This window comes from Streptomyces sp. NPDC104814 (assembly GCF_055583185.1).
The window spans coordinates 182,837-209,301 of the sequence record NZ_JBVJOL010000004.1 but is presented as its reverse complement, the minus strand read 5'-3'; the positions used below and the strand labels follow the sequence as shown (position 1 = coordinate 209,301).

General features: G+C 73.3%; 26 protein-coding genes. 14 read left to right on the top strand and 12 right to left on the bottom strand.

Annotated elements, in window-relative coordinates; all coding sequences use genetic code 11:
* The first annotated feature begins 1 nt into the window (after position 1).
* Positions 2 to 1,114, top strand: coding sequence for a sensor histidine kinase (locus ACZ64A_RS16820; RefSeq protein ID WP_469811053.1), 1,113 nt, complete (start codon positions 2 to 4; stop codon positions 1,112 to 1,114).
* A gap of 121 nt (positions 1,115 to 1,235) precedes the next feature.
* Here ACZ64A_RS16820 and ACZ64A_RS16815 read toward each other — a convergent pair whose 3' ends face one another.
* From ACZ64A_RS16815 to ACZ64A_RS16800, 4 genes are all read right to left on the bottom strand, one after another.
* Entirely contained in the window at positions 1,236 to 2,225 is a 990-nt protein-coding gene (locus ACZ64A_RS16815) for an NAD-dependent epimerase/dehydratase family protein (protein ID WP_469811051.1), read from the bottom strand.
* A gap of 74 nt (positions 2,226 to 2,299) precedes the next feature.
* Positions 2,300 to 2,677: a hypothetical protein gene (locus ACZ64A_RS16810; protein ID WP_469811050.1), complete on the bottom strand. Its 378-nt coding sequence runs from the start codon at positions 2,675 to 2,677 to the stop codon at positions 2,300 to 2,302.
* Between the two features lie 136 nt (positions 2,678 to 2,813).
* Positions 2,814 to 3,674: a ribonuclease BN gene (locus ACZ64A_RS16805; RefSeq protein WP_469811049.1), complete on the bottom strand. Its 861-nt coding sequence runs from the start codon at positions 3,672 to 3,674 to the stop codon at positions 2,814 to 2,816.
* Between the two features lie 131 nt (positions 3,675 to 3,805).
* Positions 3,806 to 4,783 carry an ATP-grasp domain-containing protein gene (locus ACZ64A_RS16800; RefSeq protein ID WP_469811048.1) on the bottom strand — a complete coding sequence of 326 codons (978 nt, stop codon included), beginning with the start codon at positions 4,781 to 4,783 and terminating at the stop codon, positions 3,806 to 3,808.
* A 514-nt stretch (positions 4,784 to 5,297) separates the two neighbouring features.
* Here ACZ64A_RS16800 and ACZ64A_RS16795 point away from each other — a divergent pair.
* The 3 genes from ACZ64A_RS16795 to ACZ64A_RS16785 all read left to right on the top strand — a co-directional run bounded on the left by ACZ64A_RS16795 (position 5,298) and on the right by ACZ64A_RS16785 (position 7,294).
* A complete protein-coding gene (locus ACZ64A_RS16795) occupies positions 5,298 to 5,816 on the top strand; it encodes a hypothetical protein (RefSeq protein ID WP_469811046.1) in 519 nt (172 codons plus the stop codon).
* A gap of 124 nt (positions 5,817 to 5,940) precedes the next feature.
* Positions 5,941 to 6,615 (top strand): class F sortase, encoded by a 675-nt coding sequence (locus ACZ64A_RS16790; RefSeq protein ID WP_469811045.1) that lies wholly within the window; start codon positions 5,941 to 5,943, stop codon positions 6,613 to 6,615.
* Between the two features lie 37 nt (positions 6,616 to 6,652).
* Positions 6,653 to 7,294, top strand: coding sequence for a carbonic anhydrase (locus ACZ64A_RS16785; protein WP_469811044.1), 642 nt, complete (start codon positions 6,653 to 6,655; stop codon positions 7,292 to 7,294).
* 101 nt (positions 7,295 to 7,395) lie between these two features.
* Here ACZ64A_RS16785 and ACZ64A_RS16780 read toward each other — a convergent pair whose 3' ends face one another.
* A complete protein-coding gene (locus tag ACZ64A_RS16780; RefSeq protein ID WP_469811042.1) occupies positions 7,396 to 7,947 on the bottom strand; it encodes a potassium channel family protein in 552 nt (183 codons plus the stop codon).
* Positions 7,944 to 9,236 carry a chloride channel protein gene (locus ACZ64A_RS16775; protein WP_469811378.1) on the bottom strand — a complete coding sequence of 431 codons (1,293 nt, stop codon included), beginning with the start codon at positions 9,234 to 9,236 and terminating at the stop codon, positions 7,944 to 7,946. The genes ACZ64A_RS16780 and ACZ64A_RS16775 overlap by 4 nt, the downstream gene beginning before the upstream one ends.
* A 326-nt stretch (positions 9,237 to 9,562) precedes the next feature.
* On the opposite strand from ACZ64A_RS16775, the gene htpG reads away from it, so the two are divergent.
* The 4 genes from htpG to ACZ64A_RS16755 all read left to right on the top strand — a co-directional run bounded on the left by htpG (position 9,563) and on the right by ACZ64A_RS16755 (position 14,948).
* A complete protein-coding gene (gene htpG, locus ACZ64A_RS16770; RefSeq protein WP_469811041.1) occupies positions 9,563 to 11,464 on the top strand; it encodes a molecular chaperone HtpG in 1,902 nt (633 codons plus the stop codon).
* A gap of 140 nt (positions 11,465 to 11,604) precedes the next feature.
* Complete coding sequence (locus ACZ64A_RS16765) at positions 11,605 to 12,588, top strand: S1C family serine protease (RefSeq protein ID WP_469811039.1); 984 nt, start codon at positions 11,605 to 11,607, stop codon at positions 12,586 to 12,588.
* 414 nt (positions 12,589 to 13,002) lie between these two features.
* The gene (locus tag ACZ64A_RS16760) at positions 13,003 to 13,749 is read left to right on the top strand and encodes a cyclodityrosine synthase (protein ID WP_469811037.1); all 747 of its coding nucleotides are present in this window, start codon (positions 13,003 to 13,005) and stop codon (positions 13,747 to 13,749) included.
* Positions 13,746 to 14,948, top strand: coding sequence for a cytochrome P450 (locus ACZ64A_RS16755; protein WP_469811036.1), 1,203 nt, complete (start codon positions 13,746 to 13,748; stop codon positions 14,946 to 14,948). The genes ACZ64A_RS16760 and ACZ64A_RS16755 overlap by 4 nt, the downstream gene beginning before the upstream one ends.
* A 192-nt stretch (positions 14,949 to 15,140) precedes the next feature.
* Here the strand turns inward: ACZ64A_RS16755 and ACZ64A_RS16750 are convergent, their stop codons facing one another.
* On the bottom strand, positions 15,141 to 15,440 hold the full coding sequence (locus tag ACZ64A_RS16750) for a hypothetical protein (protein ID WP_469811035.1): 300 nt from the start codon (positions 15,438 to 15,440) through the stop codon (positions 15,141 to 15,143).
* A 90-nt stretch (positions 15,441 to 15,530) separates the two neighbouring features.
* Here ACZ64A_RS16750 and polX point away from each other — a divergent pair, with 90 nt between their 5' ends.
* The 4 genes from polX (at position 15,531) to ACZ64A_RS16730 (ending at position 19,307) form a co-directional block, all read left to right on the top strand.
* Entirely contained in the window at positions 15,531 to 17,270 is a 1,740-nt protein-coding gene (gene polX, locus ACZ64A_RS16745; RefSeq protein WP_469811034.1) for a DNA polymerase/3'-5' exonuclease PolX, read from the top strand.
* 78 nt (positions 17,271 to 17,348) lie between these two features.
* The gene (locus tag ACZ64A_RS16740; RefSeq protein ID WP_469811033.1) at positions 17,349 to 17,990 is read left to right on the top strand and encodes a phosphoribosyltransferase; all 642 of its coding nucleotides are present in this window, start codon (positions 17,349 to 17,351) and stop codon (positions 17,988 to 17,990) included.
* A gap of 2 nt (positions 17,991 to 17,992) precedes the next feature.
* Positions 17,993 to 18,862: a universal stress protein gene (locus ACZ64A_RS16735; protein ID WP_469811032.1), complete on the top strand. Its 870-nt coding sequence runs from the start codon at positions 17,993 to 17,995 to the stop codon at positions 18,860 to 18,862.
* Position 18,863: 1 nt separating this feature from the next.
* On the top strand, positions 18,864 to 19,307 hold the full coding sequence (locus ACZ64A_RS16730; protein WP_469811030.1) for a TIGR03668 family PPOX class F420-dependent oxidoreductase: 444 nt from the start codon (positions 18,864 to 18,866) through the stop codon (positions 19,305 to 19,307).
* A gap of 36 nt (positions 19,308 to 19,343) precedes the next feature.
* Here the strand turns inward: ACZ64A_RS16730 and ACZ64A_RS16725 are convergent, their stop codons facing one another.
* The 5 genes from ACZ64A_RS16725 to ACZ64A_RS16705 form a co-directional block, all read right to left on the bottom strand.
* Positions 19,344 to 19,802 (bottom strand): archease, encoded by a 459-nt coding sequence (locus ACZ64A_RS16725; RefSeq protein WP_469811029.1) that lies wholly within the window; start codon positions 19,800 to 19,802, stop codon positions 19,344 to 19,346.
* A gap of 90 nt (positions 19,803 to 19,892) precedes the next feature.
* Positions 19,893 to 20,738 carry a proteasome subunit beta gene (gene prcB / locus ACZ64A_RS16720; protein ID WP_469811028.1) on the bottom strand — a complete coding sequence of 282 codons (846 nt, stop codon included), beginning with the start codon at positions 20,736 to 20,738 and terminating at the stop codon, positions 19,893 to 19,895.
* Between the two features lie 89 nt (positions 20,739 to 20,827).
* Positions 20,828 to 21,397, bottom strand: a complete 570-nt coding sequence (locus tag ACZ64A_RS16715; RefSeq protein ID WP_469811027.1) for a class I SAM-dependent methyltransferase — start codon at positions 21,395 to 21,397, stop codon at positions 20,828 to 20,830.
* 17 nt (positions 21,398 to 21,414) lie between these two features.
* Positions 21,415 to 23,247, bottom strand: coding sequence for a glycoside hydrolase family 15 protein (locus ACZ64A_RS16710; protein WP_469811026.1), 1,833 nt, complete (start codon positions 23,245 to 23,247; stop codon positions 21,415 to 21,417).
* Positions 23,248 to 23,379: 132 nt separating this feature from the next.
* Entirely contained in the window at positions 23,380 to 24,159 is a 780-nt protein-coding gene (locus ACZ64A_RS16705) for a DeoR/GlpR family DNA-binding transcription regulator (protein WP_361633171.1), read from the bottom strand.
* 132 nt (positions 24,160 to 24,291) lie between these two features.
* On the opposite strand from ACZ64A_RS16705, the gene ACZ64A_RS16700 reads away from it, so the two are divergent.
* Positions 24,292 to 25,173, top strand: coding sequence for an SIS domain-containing protein (locus ACZ64A_RS16700; RefSeq protein WP_469811025.1), 882 nt, complete (start codon positions 24,292 to 24,294; stop codon positions 25,171 to 25,173).
* 29 nt (positions 25,174 to 25,202) lie between these two features.
* On the top strand, positions 25,203 to 26,051 hold the full coding sequence (locus ACZ64A_RS16695; RefSeq protein WP_469811024.1) for a class II fructose-bisphosphate aldolase: 849 nt from the start codon (positions 25,203 to 25,205) through the stop codon (positions 26,049 to 26,051).
* The last annotated feature ends 414 nt before the right edge of the window (positions 26,052 to 26,465 follow it).

The following is a 26,465-nucleotide window of genomic DNA, read 5'->3' as shown; positions in this document are numbered from 1 at the left end:
CGTGTCCGACACCGCGCTGATCGCCCTGTACGCCTTCTGCGGCGCCGCCGCCACCGGCCTGGTCGGCGCGGGAGTCCTGCGGCTGATCCGCAGGCGTTCGCTGATCGCCTCGCTGACCGTGGTCGCGGCGGTCGCCGTGGGCGCGATGCTGGCCGGCACCCTGGCGGTGGCGCAGGCGATGTTCCTGTCCGGACACGACCTGAGCGTCGTCACCACCGTCGTGGCGATGGCGGCCGTCGTCTCCCTGGCGACCGCGTCGCTGCTGGGCCGCTGGGTGGTGGCCCGCAGCCGGGAACTCGCCCTGGCCGCCCGCTCCTTCGGCGACGCCGGCTCCTTCGCCGCGCCCGACGGCCCGACCACGGCCGAACTGGACGAACTGAGCAGGGAACTGGCGGCCACCAGCGCCCGGCTCGCCGAGTCCCGGGAGCGCGAGCGCGCCCTGGAGTCCTCCCGCCGTGAGCTCGTCGCGTGGATCTCGCACGACCTGCGCACCCCGCTGGCCGGCCTGCGGGCGATGGCGGAGGCGCTGGAGGACGGGGTGGCCGCCGACCCCGACCGCTATCTGCGGCAGATCCGCACCGAGGTGGAACGGCTCAACGACATGGTGGGCGACCTCTTCGAGCTGTCCCGCATCCACGCCGGCACCCTCGCCCTGACCCGCTCCCGCATCTCCCTGTACGACCTCGTCGGCGACGCCCTGGCCGGGGCCGGTCCACTGGCCCGCGAGCACGGCGTACGGCTGGTCGGGGATCACGTCGAGCGGGTGCCGGTCGAGGTCGACGGCAGGGAGATGAGCCGGGTGCTGGGCAACCTGCTCGTCAACGCGATCCGCCGTACCCCGGCCGACGGCACGGTCGCGGTGGCCGCCGAACGCGCCGCGGACGGCGTGGTGCTGTCGGTGACCGACGGGTGCGGAGGCATCCCCGAGGAGGACCTGCCGAGGGTGTTCGACACCGGCTGGCGCGGCTCGGACGCCCGCACCCCGCCGGCCGGCGCGGGCCTGGGCCTGGCCATCGTCCGCGGCATCGTCGAGGCGCACCAGGGCCGGGCCGCCGTCCGCAACGTCATGGGCGGCTGCCGCTTCGAGGTGGTCCTGCCGACGGCCGACGCCTGACGGCTCCGGCCGGCGGACAGCCTGACCACGCCCCCCGGCTCCCGCCTTCGCCAGGCGGCCGAAGCCCCACCCACCTGCGTTCTCCAGCCTCCTGGCCCCCCGGCCGGCCGGAGCCCGGCGTTCACCCTCCGGCCGCGAACTCCCGCATCCCCTCCTCGAACGCCACCCTGGGCCGCCAGCCCAGTTCGGTCCGCAGCCGTGAGGAGTCCGCCGTGACGTGCCGGACGTCGCCCAGCCGGAACTCGCCGGTCACCACCGGCCGCGGCCCGCCGTGCGCCGCAGCGAGGGCGTGGGCCAGGTCGCCCACCGTGCGCGGCTCGCCGCTGCCGGTGTTGTACGCCGTCAACGTGCCCGGGGGCGAACCGGCCCGAAGCGCCGCGACATTGGCCGCTGCCACGTCCCGTACGTGCACGAAGTCCCGCCGCTGGCGCCCGTCCTCGAACACACGGGGTGCTTCGCCCCGGGCGAGCGCGGAGCGGAAGAACGACGCCACTCCGGCGTACGGGGTGTCGCGGGGCATCCGCGGCCCGTACACGTTGTGGTAGCGCAGCGACACCGCCACCCCGCCCGTGGACCGTGCCCAGGCGGCTGCCAGGTGCTCCTGGGCGAGCTTCGTCGTCGCGTACACGTTGCGCGGGTCGGCCGGCGCGTCCTCGCCGACCAGGCCGGGCTCCAGGTCCCCGCCGCACAGCGGGCACCGCGGCTCGAACCGTCCCGCCGCCAGGTCCGCCTCGGCGCGCGGCCCCGGCCGGAGATCACCGTGCGCGGGACAGGTGTAGCGGCCCTCTCCGTAGACCACCATCGACCCGGCCAGCACCAGGTGACGCACCCCGGCCCGGGCCATCGCCGCGAGCAGGACGGCGGTGCCCAGGTCGTTGTGGGAGGCGTAGTCAGGGGCGTCCGCGAAGCCGGTGCCGAGACCGACCATCGCGGCCTGATGGCACACGGCGTCGACCCCGGCCAGCGCCCGGCCCACCGCCTCCGCGTCGCGCACGTCCGCGGCCGGGTCCGCGCGCACGTCGAACACCACCGCTTCGTGTCCGCGCTCGCCCAGCGCCTCGACGACATGGGACCCGATGAAGCCGGCACCGCCGGTGACCAGTACACGCATGGCCGCAGGTTAGGTCCGCGGCGGGCGGCCCGGGGGTGCACGGCCCCGCACGTCAGGGTTTCGTAAGAGGAGTCTCAGCCGTCGGAGTAGCGGACGTCCCCGATGGTCCAGGCGGTCACGTCCCCGATGGCGACGCGGTACATGCCGCCGCTCTCGGGGATGCCGACGGTGCCCTGGATGATCCGCGCCAGATGGAAGTGCAGGTGCGTGGGCTGCCTGGGGGGATCGGAGGGGTCCGGCGCCTCGTGGCCCGCGGTGAAGATCCCGGCGAACCGGCTGAGCCGCTCGGAGTCCCGCAGCACTTCGGCGACCCGTTGGCGCCAGACCGTCTCCGGCGCGAGCCGCCCGGTGATCACGGCTCCGTCCACGACCACGGTCAATGACATCTGGTTGCTGTGCCCGGATTCCACGTGTGTGGCGATGTCGACCAGCAGTTTGTCAGGGTGTGACATGGGCCCGACTCTATCCAAGCCGCCCGGCACCCCGCCGCAGCCCCTGCCTTCTTGGGCCACGGCCCCTCGGCCCAGCCGGTCACGGTGCCGCCCGCCGGGGCCGGTCACGGTGCCACCCGCCGGGCCGGGCGGCACCTCAGCCCCGGCGGGGCGGTCCCGGGTCCGGCCCCGGCGGCTGAGGGGCCGGGGGACGGGGCGTCCGGCTCGTGTCCGGCGTGCGGTCCCACAGATGGTGTTCGTACAGCCAGTGGCCGAACATCGAGCCGCCGTAGACGACGAAGCCCACGCCGATCAGCCAGGACTCCACGACGAGGACGATGCCCACCGTGCCGTAGCTGACCGCGTTGTCGACGATCAGCGGGGTGAAGACGAGGTAGGAGAAGCCTCTCAGGCCGACCAGGCCCACCATCGTGGCGACCGAACCCGGCAGCAGGTGCAGCCAGCGCACCTGACCGCCGAGCAGGAAGTACTGCCCCCACCAGAAGAACACGATGCCCGTCGCCGACGACAGGGCGATCCGCTCCGGCCCGCTGAGGGCCGCGCGGGTCTGCACCTCCTGGTAGAGGTACACGGTGAGGGCCGCCAGCCACGCCGCCTGCCGCCAGATCTTGTGCCACGGGCCCGGCGGCAGGTTCCAGATCCGCTCGTAGCCGTTCTGCACGCTGCCCGCGAAGGACACACCGAACACGGCCAGCGCGACACCGCCCCACACACTGGTCGCGTTGACCACGTTGCTCGGCGGGCTGCTGATGTCCGTGAGGATCTTCGCCGAGCGGCCCGACATCCCCATGCCGTCGGCGAGCCACGCGGAGAAGCCGCCACGCTCCAGCGGATCGGCCGCGGCCACCACGATCAGCAACGGAGCCAGCGTCACGAGGGCCAGGGTGGCGAACCCCATGGCCCGGTGCATCAGCTCCAGCTCCCTGCCGCGCCGCAGGAGGTGGTGGTCCTTGACCCAGCTCACTCCCTGGTGGAGCACGCGCAGACTTCTGTTCACGGGGTGCTCTTCCGTCGGCTCGCGACGCACACACAGCGTTCATCTCAGCGTACTTGCCCTGCCCGCCCGGGCCAGTCACCGGCAAAAGGCCGATCGGATGATCGCCGCGCCCCGCGCGTCCGCGTCCCGCCTCACCCCTCGGACGCCGCCCCCGCCGGTTCCCGGCCGCCTTGACGCGGCCCGAGGACGGCCTCCAGATGCGCCCGCACGTACGGCACCGCCACCGCCGGCAGCTCCCCGTCCACGAAGGCCGGCTGGACGTTGACCTCGAAGACGACCCCGCCCTGCTCCTCGGCCAGGTCCACCCCGGCGAACGGCAGCCCCGTCGACGCGGTCGCCGCGACGGCCAGCTCCGCCAGCCGGGGCGCCAGGTCCGCCGGCGCGATCGGCACCGGTGTCGCGCCCTGGCAGGTGTTGCACGGACTGTCGAGCGCCGGCTGGAGATGCTCGCGGGCGTGCACGACCCGGCCGTGCAGCACGAAGACCCGGAACTGATGGCGCCGCCCGTCGGCCGTGAAGTTCCCCGCGTCCCGGGACAGCAGCCAGTCCGTGCCCCGCTCGGCGTAGAAGTCCGCCGCCCGCTCCAGCCGCGCGACGTCGGTGACGTGGAAGGTGTCGTTGCCGCCCGTGCCGACCACCGGACGGGCCCACGCGTCCCGCCCCAGCTTGTCGAAGGCGGCCCTGGCCTCCTCGCGGGACGGCCGGGAGAGCACCGCGGTCTCCATGTGGGCCACCCCGTCGCGCGCGAAACACGCGAGCGTGCGGTCCTTCTGCGTCGCCGCCCGCCACGCCTGAGGCGTGCCCACCAGCGGCGCCACCCCGGATCGCGCCAACACGCGCTGGAACACGGCCAGTTCACCCCGCCGCTGGGGCGGGATCTCGTACAGCACGACCACGTCGGGAAGCACGTCCACGCCCTCGTCCGGCACCCGCAGCCGTAACCGCCCGTCCTGCGGTACGGCGCGGCCGGCGCCGCCGACCGTGAAGTACCGGGAGTCCAGGCGCAGCGGGGGAGCGCCGGTGAGCAGCTCGACGGCCCGGGCGAGGTACTCCCGGCAGCCCTCGGGCGAGGTGGGATCGGCGATCAGGGCGACACAGGGTCGGGACACAGCGGCCTCCAGCGGCATACGACGCGCCCGGGGCGGCCGTGCCCGTACGGCGGCGGGGCCCGGGGCGGGCTACGGGATGGTGTGCCGTTCACATGGGCGATCGCCGGCGCCCCTCGCGCCCCGTCCGCCCCCGTGCGCGGGGCGGATGCGGACGGCGGCCGGGGCGGGAGCCGGTGACCTGGGGCGTCACACTGTAGGGGCCTCGTCGCGGCTCCTGCCAGGGCGCACACCCGGCGGCAGCGCTGCCCCTTTCCGCACCGGCCGCGCCGCCGTCCGCCCGGCACTCTCCTTGACAGCCGCTCCGCCTCCGCCCCCGCCCTGCCCAGGCGCCCGGACCGGCGCGCGCAGGGCGTCCGGGAGGGGCCGGATGCCGCCGTAGGAGTGGGGTCGTAACCCGTGTGAGCGCCCTGAATGGTGCCCGGGCCGGTCTTGGCTGACGGTGGATCACGCCAGGGCCGGGTCTCTCCAGCTGACAAGGCGTCGGCTGCCCCGGCCGCGACGGAAGGACTCTCGAATGCGTTCTGCCCGCATCCTGCTCGCCACCGCGACGGCCACCGCGGCTCTCGCCATCGCCGCACCCGCCTATGCAGAGGGGTCCGGTGGCTGGGACCACGACGACTCCTCCTACAGCAAGGAGCACGACAATTCCTACGGCAAGGAGCACGACAAGGACAGCAGCCACGGCAAGCCGCACGGCGGAATGCACACGGGTGGCGGAGCGCTGACCCTGCTCTCCAACGACGACTGGGGCAGCAGCCCCCGCGACCCCAAGCAGGACCCGGAGACGTACAAGAAGGACAACGGCGGCTCCGACTGGGGCGGCAAGACCCCCGGCAACGACAGCTGGGGCGGCGGCCAGGACGGCGGCTCCTGGAGCGGCGGTGACCACGAGAAGCCGCACGGCGGCATGCACACCGGTGGCGGCGCGCTCGCCACGCAGGGCGTCACGGCCGGCGGACTCGCCGCGGTCGCGGTGGCCGGCACCGGACTGTACGTGCTGCGCCGCAAGAAGGTCGCCGGAAGCGTGGCCTGACCATGCCCGACGACATAGCCGACATAGCCCCACGGGCCGCCGCACGCGCATCCAGCCGGCGGCGGCCCCGCCGCTCCATCCCCCGGTCCTCGCCGCTGCCGTGCCCGAATGAGGTGGTGTACCGATGGCAGCAACCTCCCCGTCCTCCTCCGAGCCGGATCCGCAGTCGCCCAGACGCGGACCGCGCACCCTCGCGACACTCTTCTGGGCCGCCGTGGCCCTCGTCGCCGTCGTCGGTCTCGCCGGCCACCACGACACCTCCGCCCCCGGCGCCGGGCCCCGGCCGCACGCCGCGCCGGCCGTCGCCGCCACGTCGTCGTCCGCCCCGGCCGGCACCGAACGCCGGCTGCCGCGCTCCCGGCCGACCCGGCTGCTGATCCCCGCGATCGCCGTCGACGCGCCCTTCACCGACCTCGCCATCGACGCGAGCGGACGGCTCCAGCCGCCCCCGGCCGACAACACCAACCTCGTCGGGTGGTACGCCAAGGGGCCCTCGCCCGGTGAGGCGGGCACGTCGGTCATCGCCGGGCACGTCGACACCAAGACCTCCGCGGCCGTCTTCGCCCGTCTGTATGAACTCCAGAAGGGCGACCTGATCTACGTCGACCGGGCCGACGGACGCCGCGCCGCCTTCGTCGTGGACAGCGCGCAGACCTTCGACAAGGACGACTTCCCGAGCGATCGCGTCTACGCCGACACCCCGCAGGCCGAGGTCCGCCTCATCACCTGCGCCGGCAGCTACGACCGGTCCGCCAAGGACTACACCCAGAACCTCGTCGTCTTCGGCCACCTGGCCTGACCCGGCGTGGCTCACGACCACCCAGTAACCTGTGGCCATGACTGATGCGCCGACCCTCTCCGCCCGCGAGGCGTTCGATCTGCTCCTCGAGGGCAACCAGCGATTCGTCTCCGGTGCCCCCCGGCACCCCAACCAGGACGCCGCCCGCCGCGCCGAGATCGCGCCGTCCCAGAAGCCCTTCGCCGTGCTCTTCGGCTGCTCGGACTCCCGGCTGGCCGCCGAGATCATCTTCGACCGGGGACTGGGAGACCTGTTCGTGGTCCGCACGGCGGGCCACGTGGTGGGCTCCGAGGTGCTGGGCTCCATCGAGTTCGGCGTGAGCGTCCTCGACGCCCCGCTGGTCGTCGTCCTCGGCCACGACTCCTGCGGCGCCGTCACCGCGGCCTGCTCCGCGCTGGAGAACGGCAAGACGCCGGGCGGCTTCGTCCGGGACGTCGTCGAGCGTGTCACCCCCAGCGTGTTCGCCGCCCGTGCGGCCGGGGACACCAGCGTGGAGGCGGCGCTGGACGAGCACATAAGGCGCACGGTGGACCTGCTGCTGGAGCGGTCCCGCGACCTCGCCGAGCGCGTCGAGGCGGGCCAGGCCGCCGTGGTGGGCCTGTGCTACCGGCTGGTCGACGGCAGCGCCCGGATCGTCGCCTCGCGCGGCATCGACGTCACGGAGCCCGTCAGCTCCTGAAAGCAGGGGTACGACCCGGCCGGTCCCGCTGGAGCGGGGCCGGCCTTCGTGCGTGAGCCGGTCGCCGGTGAGTCGCCCGGCAGCCGTCCCGGGACGGCCCCTCAGCGGTGCCGGCGGCCGCGTCGGGGGCGTGGAAGGTCACGCGTGCCGATCATGCTGCGGATGCGCCGGGTGAGGGCCGTCGCCGCCGCCGTGAGGAACACGAAGTTGTAGAGGATCTGCAGCATGGTCACCACCCGTGCCGCCTGCCCGATCGGCGTGACGTCCCCGTAGCCGACGGTGGCGAGGGTGACCATCGTGAAGTACAGGGCGTCCACGCGGGTGGCCAGACCGCTGAACTCGCCCGGGTAGTGCGCCAGGACGAAGTAGGCCGCCGAGAAGACCAGCACCGACAGACAGATCAGCAGCGGGATGACGACGCCCGGGTGGGCGCCGGGCCGCTCCAGCAGCACGGCGTGGATCTGGCGGAGCAGCAGCAGGGCGAGCACCCCCAGCGCGACGATCAGCAGCACCAGGGCAAGGGCGGTGCGGTCCGGGCCGAGGCGATGCAGCGGCAGCAGGAAGTACCCCACCACCATGGCGATCTCACAGGCCCCGGCGCCGAGCCACAGGCGCGCCGTCGGGGACTCGTGAGCCGGCTGCTCACCGCTCATCGGCCGGAATCCGCGTCCGCACCCTCGCGGACCTTCCCGCGCCGCTCGAGGAACCGGCCGGTGACGAAGGAGACGACGGCACAGATCACGATGAGCGGCATCTGGTCGTGGGCGTCCTTGCCGAGCAGCAGCACGCTCAGCACGGAACTGGTCAGGGGCAGCCCGGTCACGGCGGTCGTGGCGGCGACGACGCCGAGCGACAGGGCGGGCGTCACACCGAGACCCGGCAGCCCCGAGCAGGCCACGCCCGTCGCGGCGCCGAGCAGCACGGCCGGGAAGATCGGGCCGCCCCGCATGCCGCCGAGGGCGAGACCGTAGGCGAGTCCCTTGCACAGCACGAGGGCGGCCAGCGCGCCGACGGACCAGGCGTGCGGCTGGGCGGCGAGATGCGCGAGCGTGGCCTCCCCGGAGAGCGCCGCTTCCTCGGGGGAACGGCCCGTGATCAGGGCGTACGCGGTGAGGAAGGCGCCCGCCAAGACAGCGCACACCACCGTCCGCCACGCGGTCGCACGCCCCTGCGTCCACCGCTCGGTGCGCTCGCCCAGCCGGTGCGCGCAGGCGACGACCACGGCCACGAGCACGGCCGCCGGCAGCCCCCACAGGAAGTCCCCGGCGTCCGGGCGGACGTCCGGCGGCACCGTGGGCAGCGACAGCCCGCCGACGGACAGGCCCGTCCACTGGCCGAATCCGGTGAACACCAGGGCGCCTGCGGCGCTCGCGGCGAGGCAGGGCAGCAGCAGGACGGCGAGCCGGGGCGTGGTGAGCCCGGCGGCCTCGACGACCATCACGGCGGCGGCGAGCGGCCCGCCGAGGATGGTGGAGATGGCCGCCGTGGAACCGGCGGTGGCGACCACCGTCGCCGCCCGCCGGTCCGCGTTGGGGCGTACGGCGCGCAGGGCGAGCAGGGCGAGCGCGGAACCCACCGCCATCAGCGGCGCCTCGGGGCCGAGGACCACGCCGAGCGGAAGGGTGAGCAGCGCGGCGAGCACCACCCCCGGCAGTTCGCGCGGGTGCGTCGGCGAGCCGCTCACCCCCCGTGCGGGGTGGTGCCCGCCGGCGCCGGGGAGCCGGGTCACGATCGGGGCGAGGATCAGCCCGGCGAGCGTGAGGGCGGGCAGCGGCCACCACCAGGGAGCCTGCGGATGGCCGAGGGAGCGGGGGAGTTCCTCCCACACCTGCCGCTGCAGCCAGTGCTGCAGGCTGCTGAAGAAGAACGCGGCGAGCGCGATGGGCACGCCGAGCAGCACCGACAGCAGCAGAAGCCGTAGATAGGGACGGCTGAGCAGCACGGGACGCGGCGGCGCGCCGCCGTCCTTTGCCGGAGGCCGGGCGCCGTCCTCGGGCGGGCGGACAGGGGGAGTCCATCGGGTGGGCACGCGGGTGCCTCCGTCGGGTCGGCCGGCTGCGACGCGTCGTACGGACGGGCTGCGACGCGTCGGGTGGGCTTCAGTAGACGATCGCCCCGGGCCGCGCGCACCCCGGGACGGCGGCGGCTGAGCCGGCCGCGTCCGAAAGTCACCCTCCCGGCCTGACCAGGTGTTTTAAAGTGAGAACAACCATGCACGGCCACCGAAGGTGACCGAAGCCCGAGCCATCAGTGAGGTAGACGCGAACCATGGCGACCGAAACGTTTGAGTTCCAAGTCGAGGCCCGTCAGCTGCTCCAGCTGATGATCCACTCGGTCTACTCGAACAAGGACGTCTTCCTGCGGGAGCTCGTCTCCAACGCCTCCGACGCGCTGGACAAGCTGCGCCTCGCCAAGCTGCGGGACGACACGCTCGACGCGGACGTGTCCGACCCGCACATCGAGATCGAGGTGGACAAGGACACCCGCACGCTCACCGTGCGCGACAACGGCATCGGCATGTCCTACGACGAGGTCGGGCGGCTCATCGGCACGATCGCCAACTCCGGCACCGCCCAGTTCCTCAAGGAGCTGAAGGAGGCCGAGGAGGAGGGCGGCGCGGAGGGCCTCATCGGCCAGTTCGGCGTCGGCTTCTACTCCGGCTTCATGGTGGCGGACGAGATGACGCTGCTCACCCGGCGGGCCGGCGAGAGCCACGGCACCCGCTGGTCGTCCCGCGGCGAGGGCACGTACACCCTGGAGCGCGTCGACGACGCCCCGCAGGGCACCGCCGTCACGCTGCACCTGAAGCCCGCCGACCCCGAGAACCAGCTCCACGACTACACGTCCGAATGGAAGATCCGGGAGATCGTCAAGCGTTACTCGGACTTCATCACCTGGCCCGTCAAGCTCGTCCAGCCGAAGGGAGAGGGCGACGACACGCCCGGGCCCGAGACGCTGAACTCGATGAAGGCGCTGTGGGCGCGTTCACGCGAGGAGGTGTCCGACGACGAGTACCACGAGCTGTACAAGCACATCAGCCACGACTGGCGCGACCCGCTGGAGACGATCCGGCTCCAGGCCGAGGGCACCTTCGAGTACCAGGCCCTGCTGTTCGTCCCCGCCCACGCGCCGCACGACCTGTTCACCCAGAACCACCGGCGCGGCCTGCAGCTGTACGTCAAGCGCGTGTTCATCATGGACGACTGCGAGGAGCTGCTGCCGCCCTACCTGCGCTTCGTCAAGGGCGTCGTCGACGCGGCGGACCTCTCCCTCAACGTCTCCCGCGAGATCCTCCAGCAGGACCGGCACATCCGCGCCATGCGCAACCGGCTGACGAAGAAGGTCCTCGCCACCGTCAAGGAGCTGCGCGAGAAGAACGCCGAGCGCTACGCCGACTTCTGGCGGGAGTTCGGTGCCGTGCTGAAGGAAGGTCTGGTCACCGACGCCGAGAACCGCGACGCGATCCTCGCCGTCGCCTCGTTCGCCTCCACGCACAGCGCCGAGGAGCCGACCACCCTCGCGGCGTACGTGGAGCGGATGAAGGACGGCCAGGAGGACATCTGGTACGTCACCGGCGAGAGCCGGCAGGCCGTGGAGAACTCCCCGCACATGGAGGCCTTCCGCGCCAAGGGTGTCGAGGTGCTGCTGCTCACCGACCCGGTGGACGAGGTGTGGGCCGACACCGTGGGCACCTTCCAGGGCAAGCGGCTGCGCTCGGTCGCCAAGGGCGAGATCGACCTCGACGGCGAGGACGAGCAGCGGACCGGTGAGGAGAAGGAGAAGCAGGCCGAGGACTACGCCGGTCTGCTCGGCTGGATGACGGAGCAGCTGGCCGAGGACATCAAGGACGTCCGTCTGTCGTCCCGGCTCACCGTCTCCCCGGCCTGCGTGGTCTCCGACGCCGACGACCTGACCCCGGCGCTGGAGAACATGTACCGGGCGATGGGCCAGGAGGTGCCCCGCACCAAGCGGATCCTGGAACTCAACCCCGGGCACCCGCTGGTCCAGGGCCTGAACCGGGCCTTCCGGGAGGAGCCGGAGGACCGCACGCCGCTCACCGAGACCACCGAGCTGCTGCACACCCTCGCGGTCCTGGCCGAGGGCGGCCAGCCCAAGGACCCGGCCCGCTTCGTGAAGCTGGTGGCGGAGCGGCTGGAGCGGTCGCTGTAGCGAACGTGGGGCGCTCCCCGGCCGCGGAGGCGCTCTCCTGCCGTGGAGCGCTCCGCGGCTGTGGGGCGTTCCCCCTGTTCCCCTTCCGGCTGCCCGGTGTAATCATGTAATCAACGCCGGGCGAGCGGAAGGGGCGCCCCGTGGCCGAGACTCTCTTCGAGCCCGACCGTTCCGGCAAGGAGCAGGCCGCGCTCGACGCGTATTCACGGATCGTCACCTCGGTGGCCGCCGAGCTGACGCCGAAGGTGGCGGCGGTGACCGTCGCGCACCGGTGGACCCGCGGCCGGTTCGTGCGGGGCACCGGCTCCGCCGTGGTCTTCACCGACGACGGGTTCCTGCTGACCAACGCCCACGTCGTGGGCCGCTCCGACGCCGGTACGGCCTCCTTTGCCGACGGCACGACCGTGCCGTTCCACGTCATCGGCGCCGACCCGCTGTCCGACCTCGCCGTGGTCAGGGCCGACGGGCCGACCCCGCCGCCGGTGCGGCTCGGCGAGGCGGACACCCTGCGGGTCGGGCAGCTCGTCGTCGCCGTCGGCAATCCGCTCGGACTGGCCGGCAGCGTCACCGCGGGCGTGGTCAGCGGCCTCGGCAGGTCCCTGCCGACCAGCGCGGGCGTCGCCACCCGGGTCGTCGACGACGTCGTCCAGACCGACGCCACCCTCCATCCCGGCAGCTCCGGCGGCGCGCTGGCCACGGCGGACGGAGCGGTCGTCGGCATCAACACCGCGATCGCCGACGTCGGCCTCGGCCTCGCCGTGCCGGTCAACGGCACCAGCCGGCAGATCATCGCCGCCCTGCTGTCGGTGGGGCGCGTGCGCCGCGCCTACCTGGGCATCGCCGGCACACCGGCACCGCTGCCACCGCCGGTGCGCGAGCGGACCGGGCGGCGCACCGGACTGCGCATCGCCGAGGTCGTCCCCGCCTCCCCGGCCGCCCGCGCCGGACTGCGCACGGGCGACCTGCTGCTCACCGCCGACGGGGAGCCGGTCGACAGCGCCCAGGCCCTGCAACGGCGCATGCTGGAGGACGCCATCGGCCGCCCCCTCGCCCTGACCGCACTGCGCGGCGACGCCCTGGTCGACGTGATCGCCACCCCCAGCGAACTGGTGGCGGAGGAGTAGGCCTGGTTCGTGCGCGGCGCGGTGCTGGGTCACCGCCCAGCTGGAGGGGCTGCCGTGGTGTCACTCTCGCCCCCGGTGAACGGGCCGATCCGATGACATCGAATGAACAATGAGTGAACACCGCACGAGAGCAAGGAAAACGGCTCGTTGCCGCACCCTGACCCGGCCCGGACCGGATCGCCCGAGGGGCGCTTTCGCGCCGTGACCGCAGTGGTGAAGATGCCTGCGGGATGGACCGTCTGGCTTGAAGTCGACGTCCCCGCCTGGGATTTGAGGTCTTGCTACAAGTGTTTTCGGCCAAAGTGACGTGTGACGCCCCGTGTTCGGTCCGACGCACATAGTGTGTGGGCGCCGCGTCGCTACACCCAGGGCACAGGGCCCTGCCGGGACTTGCGCGCGGCGGAGGATCACCCCTTGACCACAGCATCCGTGCTGATGGCCGACGTCTTCCAGGTCCAGCCCTACACCTCGCACTGCCGGGTCATCCACGACGAGGGCGCACACGCCGTCATCGGTGTGTCCCCCGGCAACAGCTACTTCTCAGCCGGGCGGCTGCACGACCTCGCCCGCTGGGGGCTGAACCGGTTCGAACGCGTCGACTTCGTCTACACCGACCTCTACGTCGCCGAGATGTACGAGGCGTCCGGCTACACCCCCGACGACGCCCGCCGCAAGGCCGTCAAGAACCTCAGGGGCGTACGCGCCAAGGTACGGGACGCGGTCATGGCGGCCGACCCGGACGGCACGCGGCTGCGCTGGCAGCCGATGTCGGCCTTCCAGACCAACGACGCCTACCGCGACCTGCACCAGCACCTCACCCGCCGGCTCGGCACCGACGACGACTTCCGCGCCGTGTGCACGGCGCTCGTCAGCCGCTTCCTGACCGCCCGGGGAGAACCGGCGAGCGAACGGCAGCGCGCCGTGTGCCTGGAGTATGTCTGCGCGGAGGCCCCGCTCTTCCTCGACACCCCGGCCATCCTCGGCGTGCCGTCCTCGCTCAACTGCTACCACCAGCTGCTGCCCATGGCGGAGCTGCTGTACGCGCGTGGCGCCGGACTGCGCGCCTCCCGCAACCAGGGCCACGCCATCGTGACCCCGGCCGACGCCGACCCGGCCGGATGCCTCCCCGCCCCCACCGCTGTCCAAGGAGCCGCCGCATGACCACCAGCACCGTCCCTGTGCCGCCCCTGCTCGACTTCCCCTTCTCCTGGGACGGCTCCCGGGTGCCCGACGAGGTGGCCGCACTGCGGGAGGCGGCTCCGGTGACCCGCGTGCGGACCATCGCCGGAGACGAGGCGTGGCTGGTGTCGTCGTACCGGCTGTGCCGGCAGGTCCTCACCGACGGCCGGTTCTCGCTCAAGGACACCTCCGCCCCCGGCATGCCCCGCCAGTACGCCCTGACGATCCCGCCCGAGGTCGTGAACAACATGGGCAACATCACCGGCGCCGGTCTGCGCCGCGCGGTGATGAGGGCGCTCAACCCGAAGGCCGAGGGGCTGGAGGAGTGGATACGGGGCGAGGCGCACCGCCTGGTCGACACGCTCGTCGCCGAGGGGCCGACCGCCGATCTGCGCGGCGCGTTCGCCGAGCCGTACTCCGCCGGGATGCACTGCCACATCCTCGGCATCCCCACCAGCGAGGCACCCGCGTTCCTGCGCAGCCTCGACATCGCCTTCATGAACTCCCCGTGCCCGATCACCGGCGCGAAGATCAACTGGGACCGGGACATCGCCCGGATGACCGGTCTGCTCAACGACCCGGCGACCGGCGGACTCATGGGCGAGCTGGCCGCCCTGCGCGACGACCCGGACTACGCCCACCTCTCGGACGAGATGCTCGCCACCGTCGGCGTCACCCTGTTCGGCGCCGGCGTGATCTCCACGTCCGGCTTCCTCAGCATGGCCCTCGTCCATCTGCTCACCCACCCCGAGCTGTGGGAGCTGGTGCGGGAGCGGCCCGAGGTGACCGGCGCCGCCGTGGAGGAACTCCTGCGGGTCAACCTCTCCATCGGTGACGCGCTGCCCCGGATCGCGCTGGAGGACGTCACCCTGGGCGACGTGCGGGTGCGTGCGGGCGAACTGGTGCTGGTGCTGGTCGAGGGCGCCAACTTCGACGAGGAGCGCTTCCCCGACCCGCACCGCTTCGACATCGAGCGTCCCAACGCCGCCGACCATCTCTCCTTCGGCGGCGGCTCGCACTACTGCCCCGCGACGGGGCTCGGCCGCCGGCACGCCGAGGTCGCGCTGGAGGTACTCACCGAACGCCTGCCGCAGCTCGCGCTCGCCGTGCCGGTGGAGCAGCTGGTGTGGCGTACCGGGTTCATGAAGCGCATCCCGGAGCGGCTGCCGGTCACCTGGTAAGTGCGGCTGCCGGTCACCTGGTGCCCGCTGCTGCCGGTCACCGGGTGCCGCGCCCCGGAGCCGCCCGGCGCCGGCCGCCCGGCCGGCGGCGACCGCTGCCGGCCAGGCCCGGCCTCCTGCCGGCCGCTGGGTGCCGGCCCGCCCGGGCGGTGCGCCCCGCAGGCCGCCCGCGCCGGGCAGGCCGTCGCCCGATCAGGCGTGCCGGTGCGGCCTGCGCATCATGTCGTGCAGCGTCGTCCTCTCCTCCGTCTCGACGACGCGCGGCTCGCGACGACGATGGTGGAGCGCACCGCCGCGCATCATCGCCAGCCCCAGACAGGCGATCAGCGCCAGGGCCAGGCCCGAGCAGAACAGGGCCAGCCCGTTCATCGTGGCGATCTGATGGCCGAGAACGGACACCGAGTAGTGGGGTCCGCCGCCCAGGTTGCCGGCGATCGCGAGGACGATGAAGGCGACGGTGGCCGCGAGGAGGAGGAATCCGAGCAACAGCATGCGAGTCATCTCCCCGAAGAGCCCGGAAGGGGGGTATCGCCCTCGCGGGTACCCCCTGCCGTCGCCGCGTACCGCACCTACCCTGGAGGGGTGGCTCGATCCAACGACGAGGTCGCCGCCCTGTTCCAGGAGTACGCGGACCTGATTTCGATCACCGGGGGAGACGCGTTCCGGGCACGTGTCTACGAGAAGGCCGCCCGTGCGATCGGCGGCCACCACGCCGACGTGGCCGGCCTCGACGCCAAGGGGCTCCAGGAGATTCCCAACGTCGGCAGGTCGATCGCCGAGAAGATCACCGAGTACTTCCGCACCGGGTCCGTCCTGGCCGTGGAGGAACTGCGCGCCCGCATCCCGGCCGGCGTCCGCGCGCTGACCGCCATCCCCACCCTCGGCCCGAAAAAGGCCCTGGTGCTGTACCAGGAGCTCGGCGTCTCCTCCGTCGAGGAGCTGACCGACGCCATCCACGGCGAACGGCTGCGCGACCTGAAGGGCTTCGGCCCGAAGACCGAGCAGAACATCCTGCACGGCATCGAACTGCTGCGGTCCGCCGGCGACCGCGTCCTGCTCGACGTCGCCCTCGGTCTCGCCGACGACGTGGTCGCCGCCCTGTCCGGCGTGACCGGCTGCTCCCGCTGCGCCTACGCCGGCTCCCTGCGTCGCGTGAAGGAGACCATCGGCGACCTCGACGTCCTCGCCGCGGCCGACGACTCCGGCCCGCTGATGAAGGCGTTCACCGAGCTGCCGTACGTCAGCGAGGTCATCGCGCACGGCACCACCAAGACCTCGGTGCGCACCACCAGGGGACTCGCCGTCGACCTGCGGGTCGTGCCGCCCGACTCCTGGGGGGCGGCCCTGCAGTACTTCACCGGCTCCAAGGCGCACAACATCCGCACCCGTGAACGCGCCGTGCACCACAAGCTGAAGCTGTCCGAATACGGCCTGTTCGACGCCGAGACCGGCGAGAAGATCGTCTCCGCCACCGAGGAGGACGTGTACGCCCGGCTCGGCCTGCCCTGGATCCCGCCCACCCTGCGCGAGGACCGCGGCGAGATCGAGGCCGGGCTGCGCGGCGAACTGCCCGACCTGGTCACCGAAGCGGACCTGCGCGGCGACCTGCACACCCACACCGACCTCACCGACGGGCTCGCCCCACTGGAGGAGATGGCCGCCGCGGCCGCCGAACGCGGCTACGCCTACTACGCGATCACCGACCACGGCCCCGACATGGCCATGCAGCGCATGACCGACGAGCGGATGCTCACCCAGCGCGAACGCGTCCGCGCCCTCGACGGCACGTACGGCAAGGGCCGGGGCATGCGCCTGCTGCACGGCGCCGAACTCAACATCGGCCCCGACGGGGACGTGGACTGGCCGGCGCGGTTCCTGGCCGGGTTCGACCTGTGCGTGGCCTCCGTGCACTCCCACTTCACCCAGGACCGCGCCACGATGACCCGGCGGCTCGTGCGCGCCTGCGAGAACCCGTACGTCGACATCATCGGCCACCCCACCACCCGCCTCATCGGCAGGCGGCCCGGGATCGACGCCGACCTCGACGCGGTCTTCGCCGCCTGCGCCCGCACCGGCACCGCGCTGGAGATCAACGCGCACCCCGACCGGCTGGACCTGCGCGACGAGGACATCCTGCGGGCCAAGCGGCACGGCGTGCGCTTCGCCGTGAACAGCGACGCCCACTCCACCCTCCACCTGGCCAACATGCGCTACGGCATCGGCACCGCCCAGCGCGGCTGGCTCACCCGGGACGACGTGATCAACACCTGGCCGCTCACGCGACTGCGCCGCTTCCTGCGGCAGGGCCGCCCCACCCCCTAGGGGGTGTGCGGCGGCCGGTCGCCGGGTACCCGGCCCGCGGCAGTACGGCGGCCGGCGTCGGAAGGAGACGCGAGGCGCATGGAGTTTCGTGACCGCACCCAGGCCGGTCGGGAACTGGCCGAGCAGCTGCGCATCCGGCACGACAAGGGCGCCCTCCCGCACCCCCTGGTCCTCGCGCTGCCCCGCGGCGGCGTGCCCGTGGCCCGCGAGGTCGCCCATGCCCTCGGCGCCCCCCTCGACGTGCTCGTCGCCCGCAAGATCGGCATGCCCCACCAGGAGGAGCTGGGCGTCGGGGCGCTCGCCGGGGACGACCCGCCGCTGTTCGACGAGTGGGCGCTGAACCGGCTCGGCCTCACCCACGAGGCGCTGGCGGCCACGGTGGAGCGCGAGCGCGACGAACTGCACCGCCGTGAACGCCTCTACCGCGGCGACCGCCCGCCGCTGGACCTCGCCGGACGCACCGTGATCCTCGTCGACGACGGGCTCGCCACCGGGGCCACCGCGCGCGCCGCCGTCCGCTGGGCCCGCCGCCAGGGGCCCGAACGCGTCGTCCTGGCCGTGCCCGTGGCCGCCCCCGAGTCCGCCGACCTGCTCTCCCGCGAGGCCGACGAGGTGGTGTGCCTGCACCGGCCGGCCGACTTCCGCGCCGTCGGCCTCTGGTACGACGACTTCGAGCAGCTCAGCGACGCCGACGTGCTCGACGCGCTGCGGGAAGGATGAGCATGGCGTTCGAACCGGCGCCCCGAGCCGTGCTCGTCGGCGTCGACGACACCTCCGACGCCTGGCTCGCCGCCGACTGGGCCGCCACCGAGGCCGACCTGCGTGGCACCACCCTGCGCGTCCTGCACGCCGTCGGGCCCGGCAGCCCGGCCGGCGAGGGCGCCGACGCACGCGTCCTGGACGCGGCCGCCTCCGTCCTCGACGACGCCGTGGCCCGCATCGCCGCCGGCCACCCCGGAGTGGCCCTGGACACCGCGCTCGCCCACCAGAAGCCCGCCGAGGCCCTCATCGACGCGGCGCAGGACGCCGAGCTGATCGTCGTCGGCACCCGCGGCCGCGGCGGCTTCTCCGGACTGCTGCTGGGCTCGGTCGGCCTGCGCACCGCCGCGCACGCGGACCGGCCGGTCGTCGTCGCCCGCGGGCACACCGAGAAGGCCGCGTACGGCAGCGTCGTCGTCGGCGTACGCGACGAACGGGACGCGGACGCCGTACGGTTCGCGCTCCGCGAGGCGCAGCTGCGCGGGGTCGCGGTGCGGGTGCTGCACGCGTGGACGCCGCACGGGCGGCCCGGGCGGGTGCCCCAGGTGAGCCAGGTGGACGAGGAACAGCACATCCACACCCGCGTGCTGCACCACGCGGGCCGGCCGATCGCCGAGTTCCCGCAGGTCCGGGCCGACACCGACCTCGTCATCGGCACCCCGGCGGCGGCTCTGGTGGACGCCTCCGCGCGGGCCGGCCTGGTCGTGGTCTCCCGGCACCCGCCCGCCGGCCGGTTCGCGCTGCGCCTGGGCAGCGTGGTGCACGCGGTGCTCCACCACGCCGAGTGCCCGGTCGCCGTCGTCCCCACCACGCGGGCGGCGGAGGAGACCTGAGGTGCCCGCGATGGACGAGCAGGAGGCCCGCCTGCGGTTCACCGGCGCCCGCGTCGCCCGGCTCGCCACCGTCGACGCCGCCGGCCGGCCGCACCTGGTGCCCGTGGTGTTCGCCGCCGACGGCGACCGGATCGTCACGGCCGTCGACCGCAAACCGAAGACCACCCGGCGGCTCAAGCGGCTGGGCAACATCGCCGCCCACCCGGCGGTGAGCCTGCTCGCCGACGCCTACGACGAGGACTGGGACCATCTGTGGTGGGCCCGGGCCGACGGCGACGCCCGCGCCGTCCCGCCCGGCACCGCCGACCCCACGGCACGCGAGCAGCACGCCGGGGCCATCGCACTGCTGCGGCACAAGTACCCCCAGTACGCCACCCGTCCGCCGGACGGCCCGGTCGTCGTCGTCACCGTCACCCGCTGGACCGGATGGTGCGCCACGGGCTGACGCCACGCCGGGCGACCGGGCGGCCGCAGCGACCCGTCAGGCGTCCAGGGTCAGCGAGCACGACCAGCCGTACGGGCCCTGCCCCAGGTGCAGCTCGTGCCAGGACACCCCACGCGGGAGCACGCCGGTGATCTCCACGTCCGCCATGTCGGCCACCGCGAGGCGCACGTCCAGCTCGTCGTCCTCCGCGTCCGCCTCCACGTCCACCGGCACCGTGCCGCACACCTCCAGCCGGAAGACGACCTCCTCCAGCAGCGCCGCCAGCAGGTCGTCGTCACCGGTGCCGGCCACCCGCAGCCGCTCCACCGCCGTCGGCCGCACCCGGGACACATCCGCGAAGCACTCCACGAGTCCGAGAACCGCCTCCGCCAGACAGTCCTCCCGGCTCGCTCCCCACGCGTCGATCCGGACATCGGCGCTGTGCGGCACCGCGCGGTGACCGCTTCCGCCCGGTCCGCGCGCCAGACTGTCGTCACCCGAGTCACCGTTGACCATGTCCCACGGGTGCCCGCTCGCCCGCGGGGCACACGGAGCAGGAGGTACCCGCCCGGGGTTCCGGGTGCGGGACCCTCCACCGGCAAGGCGTCAGAGGACGGGCGCCCGGGGGCCGTCGGGGCTCTCGCCGCGGCGCCGGACGACCTCCCGCGCGACCTCGGCGACCTCCTCCTGCGGCAGCCACCGGAAGCCGTCCTCGGTGACGAGCGCGACCAGCGGGAACAGCCGCCGGGTCAGGTCCGGGCCGCCGGTCGCCGAGTCGTCGTCGGCGGCGTCGTACAGGGCCTGCACCGCCGCCGTGACGATCTCCGTCTCCGGCAGCCCCTCGCGGTACAGCTTCTTCAGCGCGCCGCGCGCGTACACCGACCCCGAGCCGGTCGCGGTGAAGCCCCGCTCCTCGGTACGGCCGCCGGTCACGTCGTAGCCGAAGATCCGGCCCTCGCCCCGGTCCAGGTCGTAGCCCGCGAAGAGGGGCACCACCGCGAGGCCCTGCATGGCCATCTGGAGGTTGCCGCGCACCATCGTGGTCAGCCGGTTGGCCTTGCCGTCCAGGGAGAGCGCGGTGCCCTCGATCTTCTCGTAGTGCTCCAGCTCCAGCTGGAACAACCGGACCAGCTCCACCGCGATCCCGACCGTGCCGGCGATGGCGACGGCGGAGTGCCCGTCCGCCGGGAACACCTTGTCGTACTCGCGGTGGGCGATGACGTTGCCCATCGTCACCCGCCGGTCGCCCGCGACCAGCACCCCGTCGGCGTAGGTCGCCGCGACGATCGTCGTGCCGTGCGGGGCCTCGAACCCCGGCGCGGGGGAGGGCAGTTCGCGGTGGCCCGGCAGCAGGTCGGGCGCCTGCGCGGCGAGGAAGTCCACGAAGGACGACGTCTCGGCGGCCATGAAGGAGGGCGGCAGACCACCGTCGGTGCTCGGATGGGCGCTCATGGCGTTCCTTCCTGTCGCGGGCGCCGTGGGGCGTCCCCGTGTGCGACGCACCCTACCCGCGGCGCGGCGCGCGCATGCGGCTCCGCCGCTCAGGGGCGCAGCGCGAGACAGTGGTAGCCGTCCAGATCCTCGGCGTCGACGCGGGACCAGTCGGCGGTGAGGAGTTCGGCGTCGCCGGGAGTGAGTTCCCACGGGTGGGCCTCGCCGCGCGACGGGTCGTGGAGGGACGTGCCGACCCAGAAGACGCCGCCCGGGACGAGGAGGGCGCGGACCCGGGACAGGAAGGCGCCCTTGTCGGGAATCCAGCGGAAGACCAGACGGCAGGTGATCAGCGCGTAGGCGGGGTGCGGCAGCAGGCCGTCCAGGTCGGCGGTGGTGAAGTCGGCCTGGCGCACGTCCAGTTCGGGGTGGCGCAGACGGGCCCCGGCGACCGCCGTCGGCGCGCAGTCGACGGCGGTGACCCGGTAGCCCAGCCGGTGCACGCGGGCCGCCAGTTCGCCCAGGCCGCAGCCGATGTCCAGCGCGGTCCGTCCCGCGCCCGGGCCGACCTGCCGCGCCAGCACCTCGGCCTCCCGGTCGTCGATGGTGCGGTAGCGGCGCCCCGACCGCCACACGGGCTCCCAGTACTCCGCCGCCGTCGACCCGCTCCCGTCGGTCATATGAGGGTGCCCCTTCGCTAGCCGAGTGCCCGGTCGAGGTTGAACGCCGCGCTGATCAGGGCGAGATGGGTGAACGCCTGCGGGAAGTTGCCCTGCTGCTCGCCCGTGTGGCCGATCTCCTCCGCGTACAGGCCCAGGTGGTTGGCGTAGGTCAGCATCTTCTCGAAGGCCAGACGCGCCTCGTCCAGCCGGCCGGCGTGCACCAGGGCCTCCACGTACCAGAAGGAGCAGATCGAGAAGGTGCCTTCCTCGCCGCGTACCCCGTCGGGGCTGGTCAGCGGGTCGTAACGGTAGACCAGGGAGTCGGAGACCAGCTCTCGGGTGAGGGCGTCCAGCGTGGAGAGCCACTTGGGGTCGGTCGGTGCGATGAACTTGCTCAGCGGCATCATCAGCACCGCCGCGTCCAGCACGTCGCCGTCCTCGTGCTGCACGAACGCCCCGCGCCGGGCCGACCAGCCGCGGTCCATGATCCGGCGGTAGATCGTGTCGCGGCAGGTCCGCCAGCGGACGAGGTCGGCGGGCAGTCCGCGCCGGTTGGCCATGCGGATGGCCCGCTCGATCGCCACCCAGCACATCAGCCGTGAGTAGAGGAAGTTCTTGCGGCCGCCCCGCGTCTCCCAGATGCCCTCGTCGGGCTGGTCCCAGTGCGCGCACACCCAGTCGACCAGCGCGCACACGTCGTCCCACTGATCGCTGGAGATCGGCTTCGCCCACTTGTCGTAGAGGTAGATCGAGTCGACGAGCGCGCCGTAGATGTCGAGCTGGAGCTGGTCGGCGGCCGCGTTGCCGACGCGTACCGGAGCCGAGCCGAAGTGGCCCGCGAGATCGGGCAGTTCGCGTTCCGCGAGATCGGTGCGGCCGTCGATGCCGTACATGATCTGCAGGGGCCCGGCCCCGTGGCAGTCGCCCGGGCTGATGTGCCGGGTGACGAAGTCCATGAACGCCTCGGCCTCCTCGCTGAAGCCGAGCCGCAGCAGCGCGTACACGCAGAACGCGGCGTCACGCACCCACACGTACCGGTAGTCCCAGTTGCGTTCGCCGCCGAGCTGCTCGGGCAGGCTGGTGGTCGGCGCGGCGACGATCGCACCGGTCGGCGCGTAGGTGAGGAGCTTCAGGGTGAGGGCCGAGCGGTGCACCATCTCCCGCCAGCGGCCGCGGTAGCGGGAGGCGGACAGCCAGCGGCGCCAGTACGTCACGGTGGCCGCGAACTGCTCCTCGGCCTCCCGGCCCGCGCACCGCCGGGGCGTCACCTCACCGTCGACCTCGTCCAGCGCGAACACCGCCGACTCGCCCTCGGCGAGCTTGAACTCGGCCCGCACATCCTGCCCGTCGGGCGCCAGCGGGACGGTCGAGGTCAGGGCCAGGGACAGCGGGCCGGTGGCGAAGACGGCGGTGTCACCGGCCAGGCGCAGGGTGTGGGCGCGGGAGGCGTAGTCGAAGCGCGGGGCGACCCGGGCTCGGAAGGGCACGGTGCCGCGCACGCACAGCACACGCCGGATCAGCCGGTGCCGCGAGCCCTGCGCACCGTTGCCGCCCAGCGGCATGAAGTCCTGTACCTCGCCCACCCCGTCCTCGGTGAAGAAGCGGGTGATCAGGACGTTGGTGTCGGGGAAGTAGAACTGTTTGGTCCGGGCCGCCCCGCTCGCCGCGAGCTCGAAGCAGCCGCCGCGCTCGGCGTCCAGGATCGCGGCGAAGACACTCGGCGCGTCGAACGCGGGACAGCAGTACCAGTCGATGGTGCCGTCCGTGCCCACCAGTGCGACGGTCCGCAGATCACCGATCAGCCCGTGGTCGGCGACGGGCAGACAGCCGCCGCCCCGGCTCGCTCCCGTGTCCGCTGCCTGGGCCATCACAGCCTCCCTGGACCTGTGCCCGCGGGACGGCTTCCAGCTTAGAGGCCGGACCCGGGGGCGGCGCCCCGAACGGAAGGGCCCCGCCCGCAGCACCCCGAACGGCACGGCCCCGGCCGAAGTCCCCGCCCCTCAGACCGTCACCACGTCGATCCCGGCCTCCTCCAGCCGCCGCACCTCCTGCGGGTCCGCCGCCGAGTCCGTCACCAGGGTGTTCACCGTCTCCGCGGCGCAGATGCGGGCGAAGGCACGGCGGCCCAGCTTGCTGGAGTCGGCGGCGACGATCACGCGCTCGGCACGCTCGCACAGCAGCCGGTTGATCGCCGCCTCCGCCTCGTCGTGCGCGGCGGCCCCGTGCACCACGTCGAAGGAGACGACGCCCAGCACCGCGACATCGAGGGTGATCTGGCCGAGCACCCCGTCCGCGAGCGGTCCGATCAGCTCGTACGACTGCGCCCGGGCCACCCCGCCCGTCACCACGATCTTGAACTGCGGCCGCACGGCCAGCTCGTTGGCGATGTTGAGGGCGTTGGTGACGACGGTGAGCGCGGGGGAGCCGGAGGCGAGGTCGCTGCGCACGGCGAGCGCGCGGGCCACCTCGGTGGTGGTCGTGCCGCCGGTCAGCCCGACGGCCTCGCCGGGCGCGATCAGCTCGGCCACCGCCCGGGCGATGCGCTGCTTCTCCGAGGCCCGCCGGGCCGTCTTGTAGCGCAGCGGCAGTTCGTACGACACCCCGTGCACGACCGCGCCGCCCCGGGTGCGCACCAGCATCTGCTGCTCGGCCAGCTGGTCGAAGTCACGGCGGATCGTCGCGGCCGACACCTCCAGCTCGGCGGCGGCCTCCTCGACGTCCAGCCGGCCGCGCTCGACGAGCAGCTCCAGCAGCGCCTTCCAGCGGGCGTCGCGCGACATCCGCACCTCCGTCGTCCCTTGTCTCGGCTCCCCGGTGACCCTAGCGCACCCCCCATGGGGTCAAATGCTTGAAGTTGCTCGAAAACTCGCTATATCTTGCATGAACAAACACACCCTGGGAGGGGCGGCCGTATGACGCATGTCGAGGACGAGCTGAACAGCCAGCCGGAGTGCTGGACCCGCGCCGCGGCGGAGGCCGACGCGCACGCCGCGGCACTGCCCGCACCGGGAGAACGGATCGCGGTCGTCGGCTGCGGCACCTCCTACTTCATGGCCCAGGCGGTCGCCGGCCTGCGCGAGACCGCGGGCCAGGGCGAGACCGACGCCTTCGCCGCCTCCGAATTCCCCCACGGCCGCTCCTACGACCGGGTCGTCGCGCTCACCCGCTCCGGCACCACCACCGAGGTGCTGGAACTCCTCACCCGGCTGAAGGGCCGCACCCGCACCACCGCCATCACCGCGGACCCCGACACCCCGGTCATGGCGGCCGCCGACGACGTCGTGGTGCTCGCCTACGCCGACGAACGTTCCGTCGTGCAGACCCGCTTCGCCACCACCGCGCTCACCCTGCTGCGCGCCCACCTCGGCCTGCACCCCGATGCCGCGGTCGCCGACGCCCGCACCGCGCTCGCCGCCGACCTTCCCGAACAGCTCGTCGCCTGCCGCCAGTTCACGTTCCTCGGCCGCGGCTGGACGGTCGGCCTGGCCAACGAGGCCGGCCTGAAGATGCGCGAGGCGTCCCTGTCCTGGACCGAGGCCTATCCGGCGATGGAGTACCGGCACGGCCCGATCAGCATCACCACCGACGGCACCGCCACCTGGATGTTCGGCGACGCCCCCGAGGGACTCGCCGACCAGGTCCGGGCCACCGGCGGCCTCTGGGTGGACGGCGGCCTCGACCCGCTCGCCGAACTGGTCCGCGCCCAGCGCCTCGCGGTCGCCGTAGCCGCCGCCCGCGGCCTCGACCCCGACCGGCCGCGCCACCTCACCCGCTCGGTGATCCTCGCCCCCTGAACCGCCCGACACCCCGGAAAGGACAGGCCGTGCCCCTCGCGACCACCGGCGAACTCGTCACCCGCGCCGCTGCCGACCGCTCAGCCGTCGCCGCCTTCAACATCATCACGCTGGAGCACGTCGAGGCCGTCATCGCCGGCGCCGAACAGGCCGGCGCACCCGTCGTCCTCCAGGTCAGCGAGAACGCCGTGAAGTTCCGCTACGGCCGCCTCCTGCCGCTCGCCCGCGCCGCGGTCGCCGCCGCGGAAGCCGCCAGCGTGCCCATCGCCCTGCACCTGGACCATGTGCAGAGCGACGCCCTGCTGCGGCAGGCGCCGGCGGCGGGTTTCAGCTCGGTGATGTACGACGCCTCCGCGCTGCCGTACGCCGAGAACCTCGCCGCCACCCGCGCCGCCGCCGACTGGGCGCACGCCCAGGGCCTCTGGATCGAGGCCGAGCTGGGCCAGGTCGGCGGCAAGAACGGCCGCCGCCCGCTGGACGCGCACGCCCCCGGCGCCCGCACCGATCCCACCGAGGCACACGGCTTCGTCGCCGACTCCGGCGTCGACGCGCTCGCCGTCGCCATCGGCAGCGTGCACGCCATGACCACCCGCACCGCCGTCCTCGACCACGACCTCCTCAAACGCCTCGCCCAGACCCTGGAACTCCCGCTCGTCCTGCACGGCTCCTCCGGAGTCCCCGACGACGAACTGCGCACGGCGGTCACCGGCGGCATCACCAAGGTCAACGTGGGCACCGCCCTCAACCAGGCGATGACCGCAGCGATCCGTGACTTCCTGGCCGCCCACCCCGAAGCGGTCGACTCCCGCAAGTACCTCAGCGTGGGCCGCGAAGCGATGACCCAGGAGGTGACACGCATCATCTCCGTCCTCGGCTAGGCACGCGCCCCGACGAAGGCACAGCCGCGCACGGCGGGAAGGGGACGGGGTGGGGGGTGTCCGCCCGCAGCGTCCGGCACCGTGACACGGCACCCCGTCGGAAACGGCCGGCCGGACCGAGGACGGACACCCCCCACCGCGGCCCCGCCTTGACCACCGGCCGCAGGCGCTAGGCACGCCACGACGAGACCGCAACGGGCCGCCGCAGGCAAAAAAGGGGCGCGGGGAACGGCGCGACCAGCCCCCACGCACCCGCAGCCGACAACGCACCCGGCGCCGCAGGCACCCGCAACCAGCCACAACGAACCCGCAGCCGAAAACACGACCAGGCGCCGCAGGCACCCGCGACCAGCGACAACGAAACCCGCAGCCGAATCACGTCCAGGCGCCGCAGGCCCCGCGACCAGCCACAAC

Coding starts and splice junctions, on each gene's coding strand:
- ACZ64A_RS16810 (WP_469811050.1), bottom strand. CDS start 2,677: ATGTCACACCCTGACAAACTGCTGGTCGACATCGCCACACACGTGGAA.
- ACZ64A_RS16700 (WP_469811025.1), top strand. CDS start 24,292: ATGACGCATGTCGAGGACGAGCTGAACAGCCAGCCGGAGTGCTGGACC.
- ACZ64A_RS16710 (WP_469811026.1), bottom strand. CDS start 23,247: ATGGCCCAGGCAGCGGACACGGGAGCGAGCCGGGGCGGCGGCTGTCTG.
- ACZ64A_RS16735 (WP_469811032.1), top strand. CDS start 17,993: ATGGCGTTCGAACCGGCGCCCCGAGCCGTGCTCGTCGGCGTCGACGAC.
- ACZ64A_RS16780 (WP_469811042.1), bottom strand. CDS start 7,947: ATGAGCGGTGAGCAGCCGGCTCACGAGTCCCCGACGGCGCGCCTGTGG.
- ACZ64A_RS16740 (WP_469811033.1), top strand. CDS start 17,349: ATGGAGTTTCGTGACCGCACCCAGGCCGGTCGGGAACTGGCCGAGCAG.
- prcB (WP_469811028.1), bottom strand. CDS start 20,738: ATGAGCGCCCATCCGAGCACCGACGGTGGTCTGCCGCCCTCCTTCATG.
- ACZ64A_RS16750 (WP_469811035.1), bottom strand. CDS start 15,440: ATGCTGTTGCTCGGATTCCTCCTCCTCGCGGCCACCGTCGCCTTCATC.
- ACZ64A_RS16790 (WP_469811045.1), top strand. CDS start 5,941: ATGGCAGCAACCTCCCCGTCCTCCTCCGAGCCGGATCCGCAGTCGCCC.
- ACZ64A_RS16785 (WP_469811044.1), top strand. CDS start 6,653: ATGACTGATGCGCCGACCCTCTCCGCCCGCGAGGCGTTCGATCTGCTC.
- ACZ64A_RS16715 (WP_469811027.1), bottom strand. CDS start 21,397: ATGACCGACGGGAGCGGGTCGACGGCGGCGGAGTACTGGGAGCCCGTG.
- ACZ64A_RS16725 (WP_469811029.1), bottom strand. CDS start 19,802: ATGGTCAACGGTGACTCGGGTGACGACAGTCTGGCGCGCGGACCGGGC.
- ACZ64A_RS16755 (WP_469811036.1), top strand. CDS start 13,746: ATGACCACCAGCACCGTCCCTGTGCCGCCCCTGCTCGACTTCCCCTTC.
- ACZ64A_RS16795 (WP_469811046.1), top strand. CDS start 5,298: ATGCGTTCTGCCCGCATCCTGCTCGCCACCGCGACGGCCACCGCGGCT.
- htpG (WP_469811041.1), top strand. CDS start 9,563: ATGGCGACCGAAACGTTTGAGTTCCAAGTCGAGGCCCGTCAGCTGCTC.
- ACZ64A_RS16705 (WP_361633171.1), bottom strand. CDS start 24,159: ATGTCGCGCGACGCCCGCTGGAAGGCGCTGCTGGAGCTGCTCGTCGAG.
- ACZ64A_RS16815 (WP_469811051.1), bottom strand. CDS start 2,225: ATGCGTGTACTGGTCACCGGCGGTGCCGGCTTCATCGGGTCCCATGTC.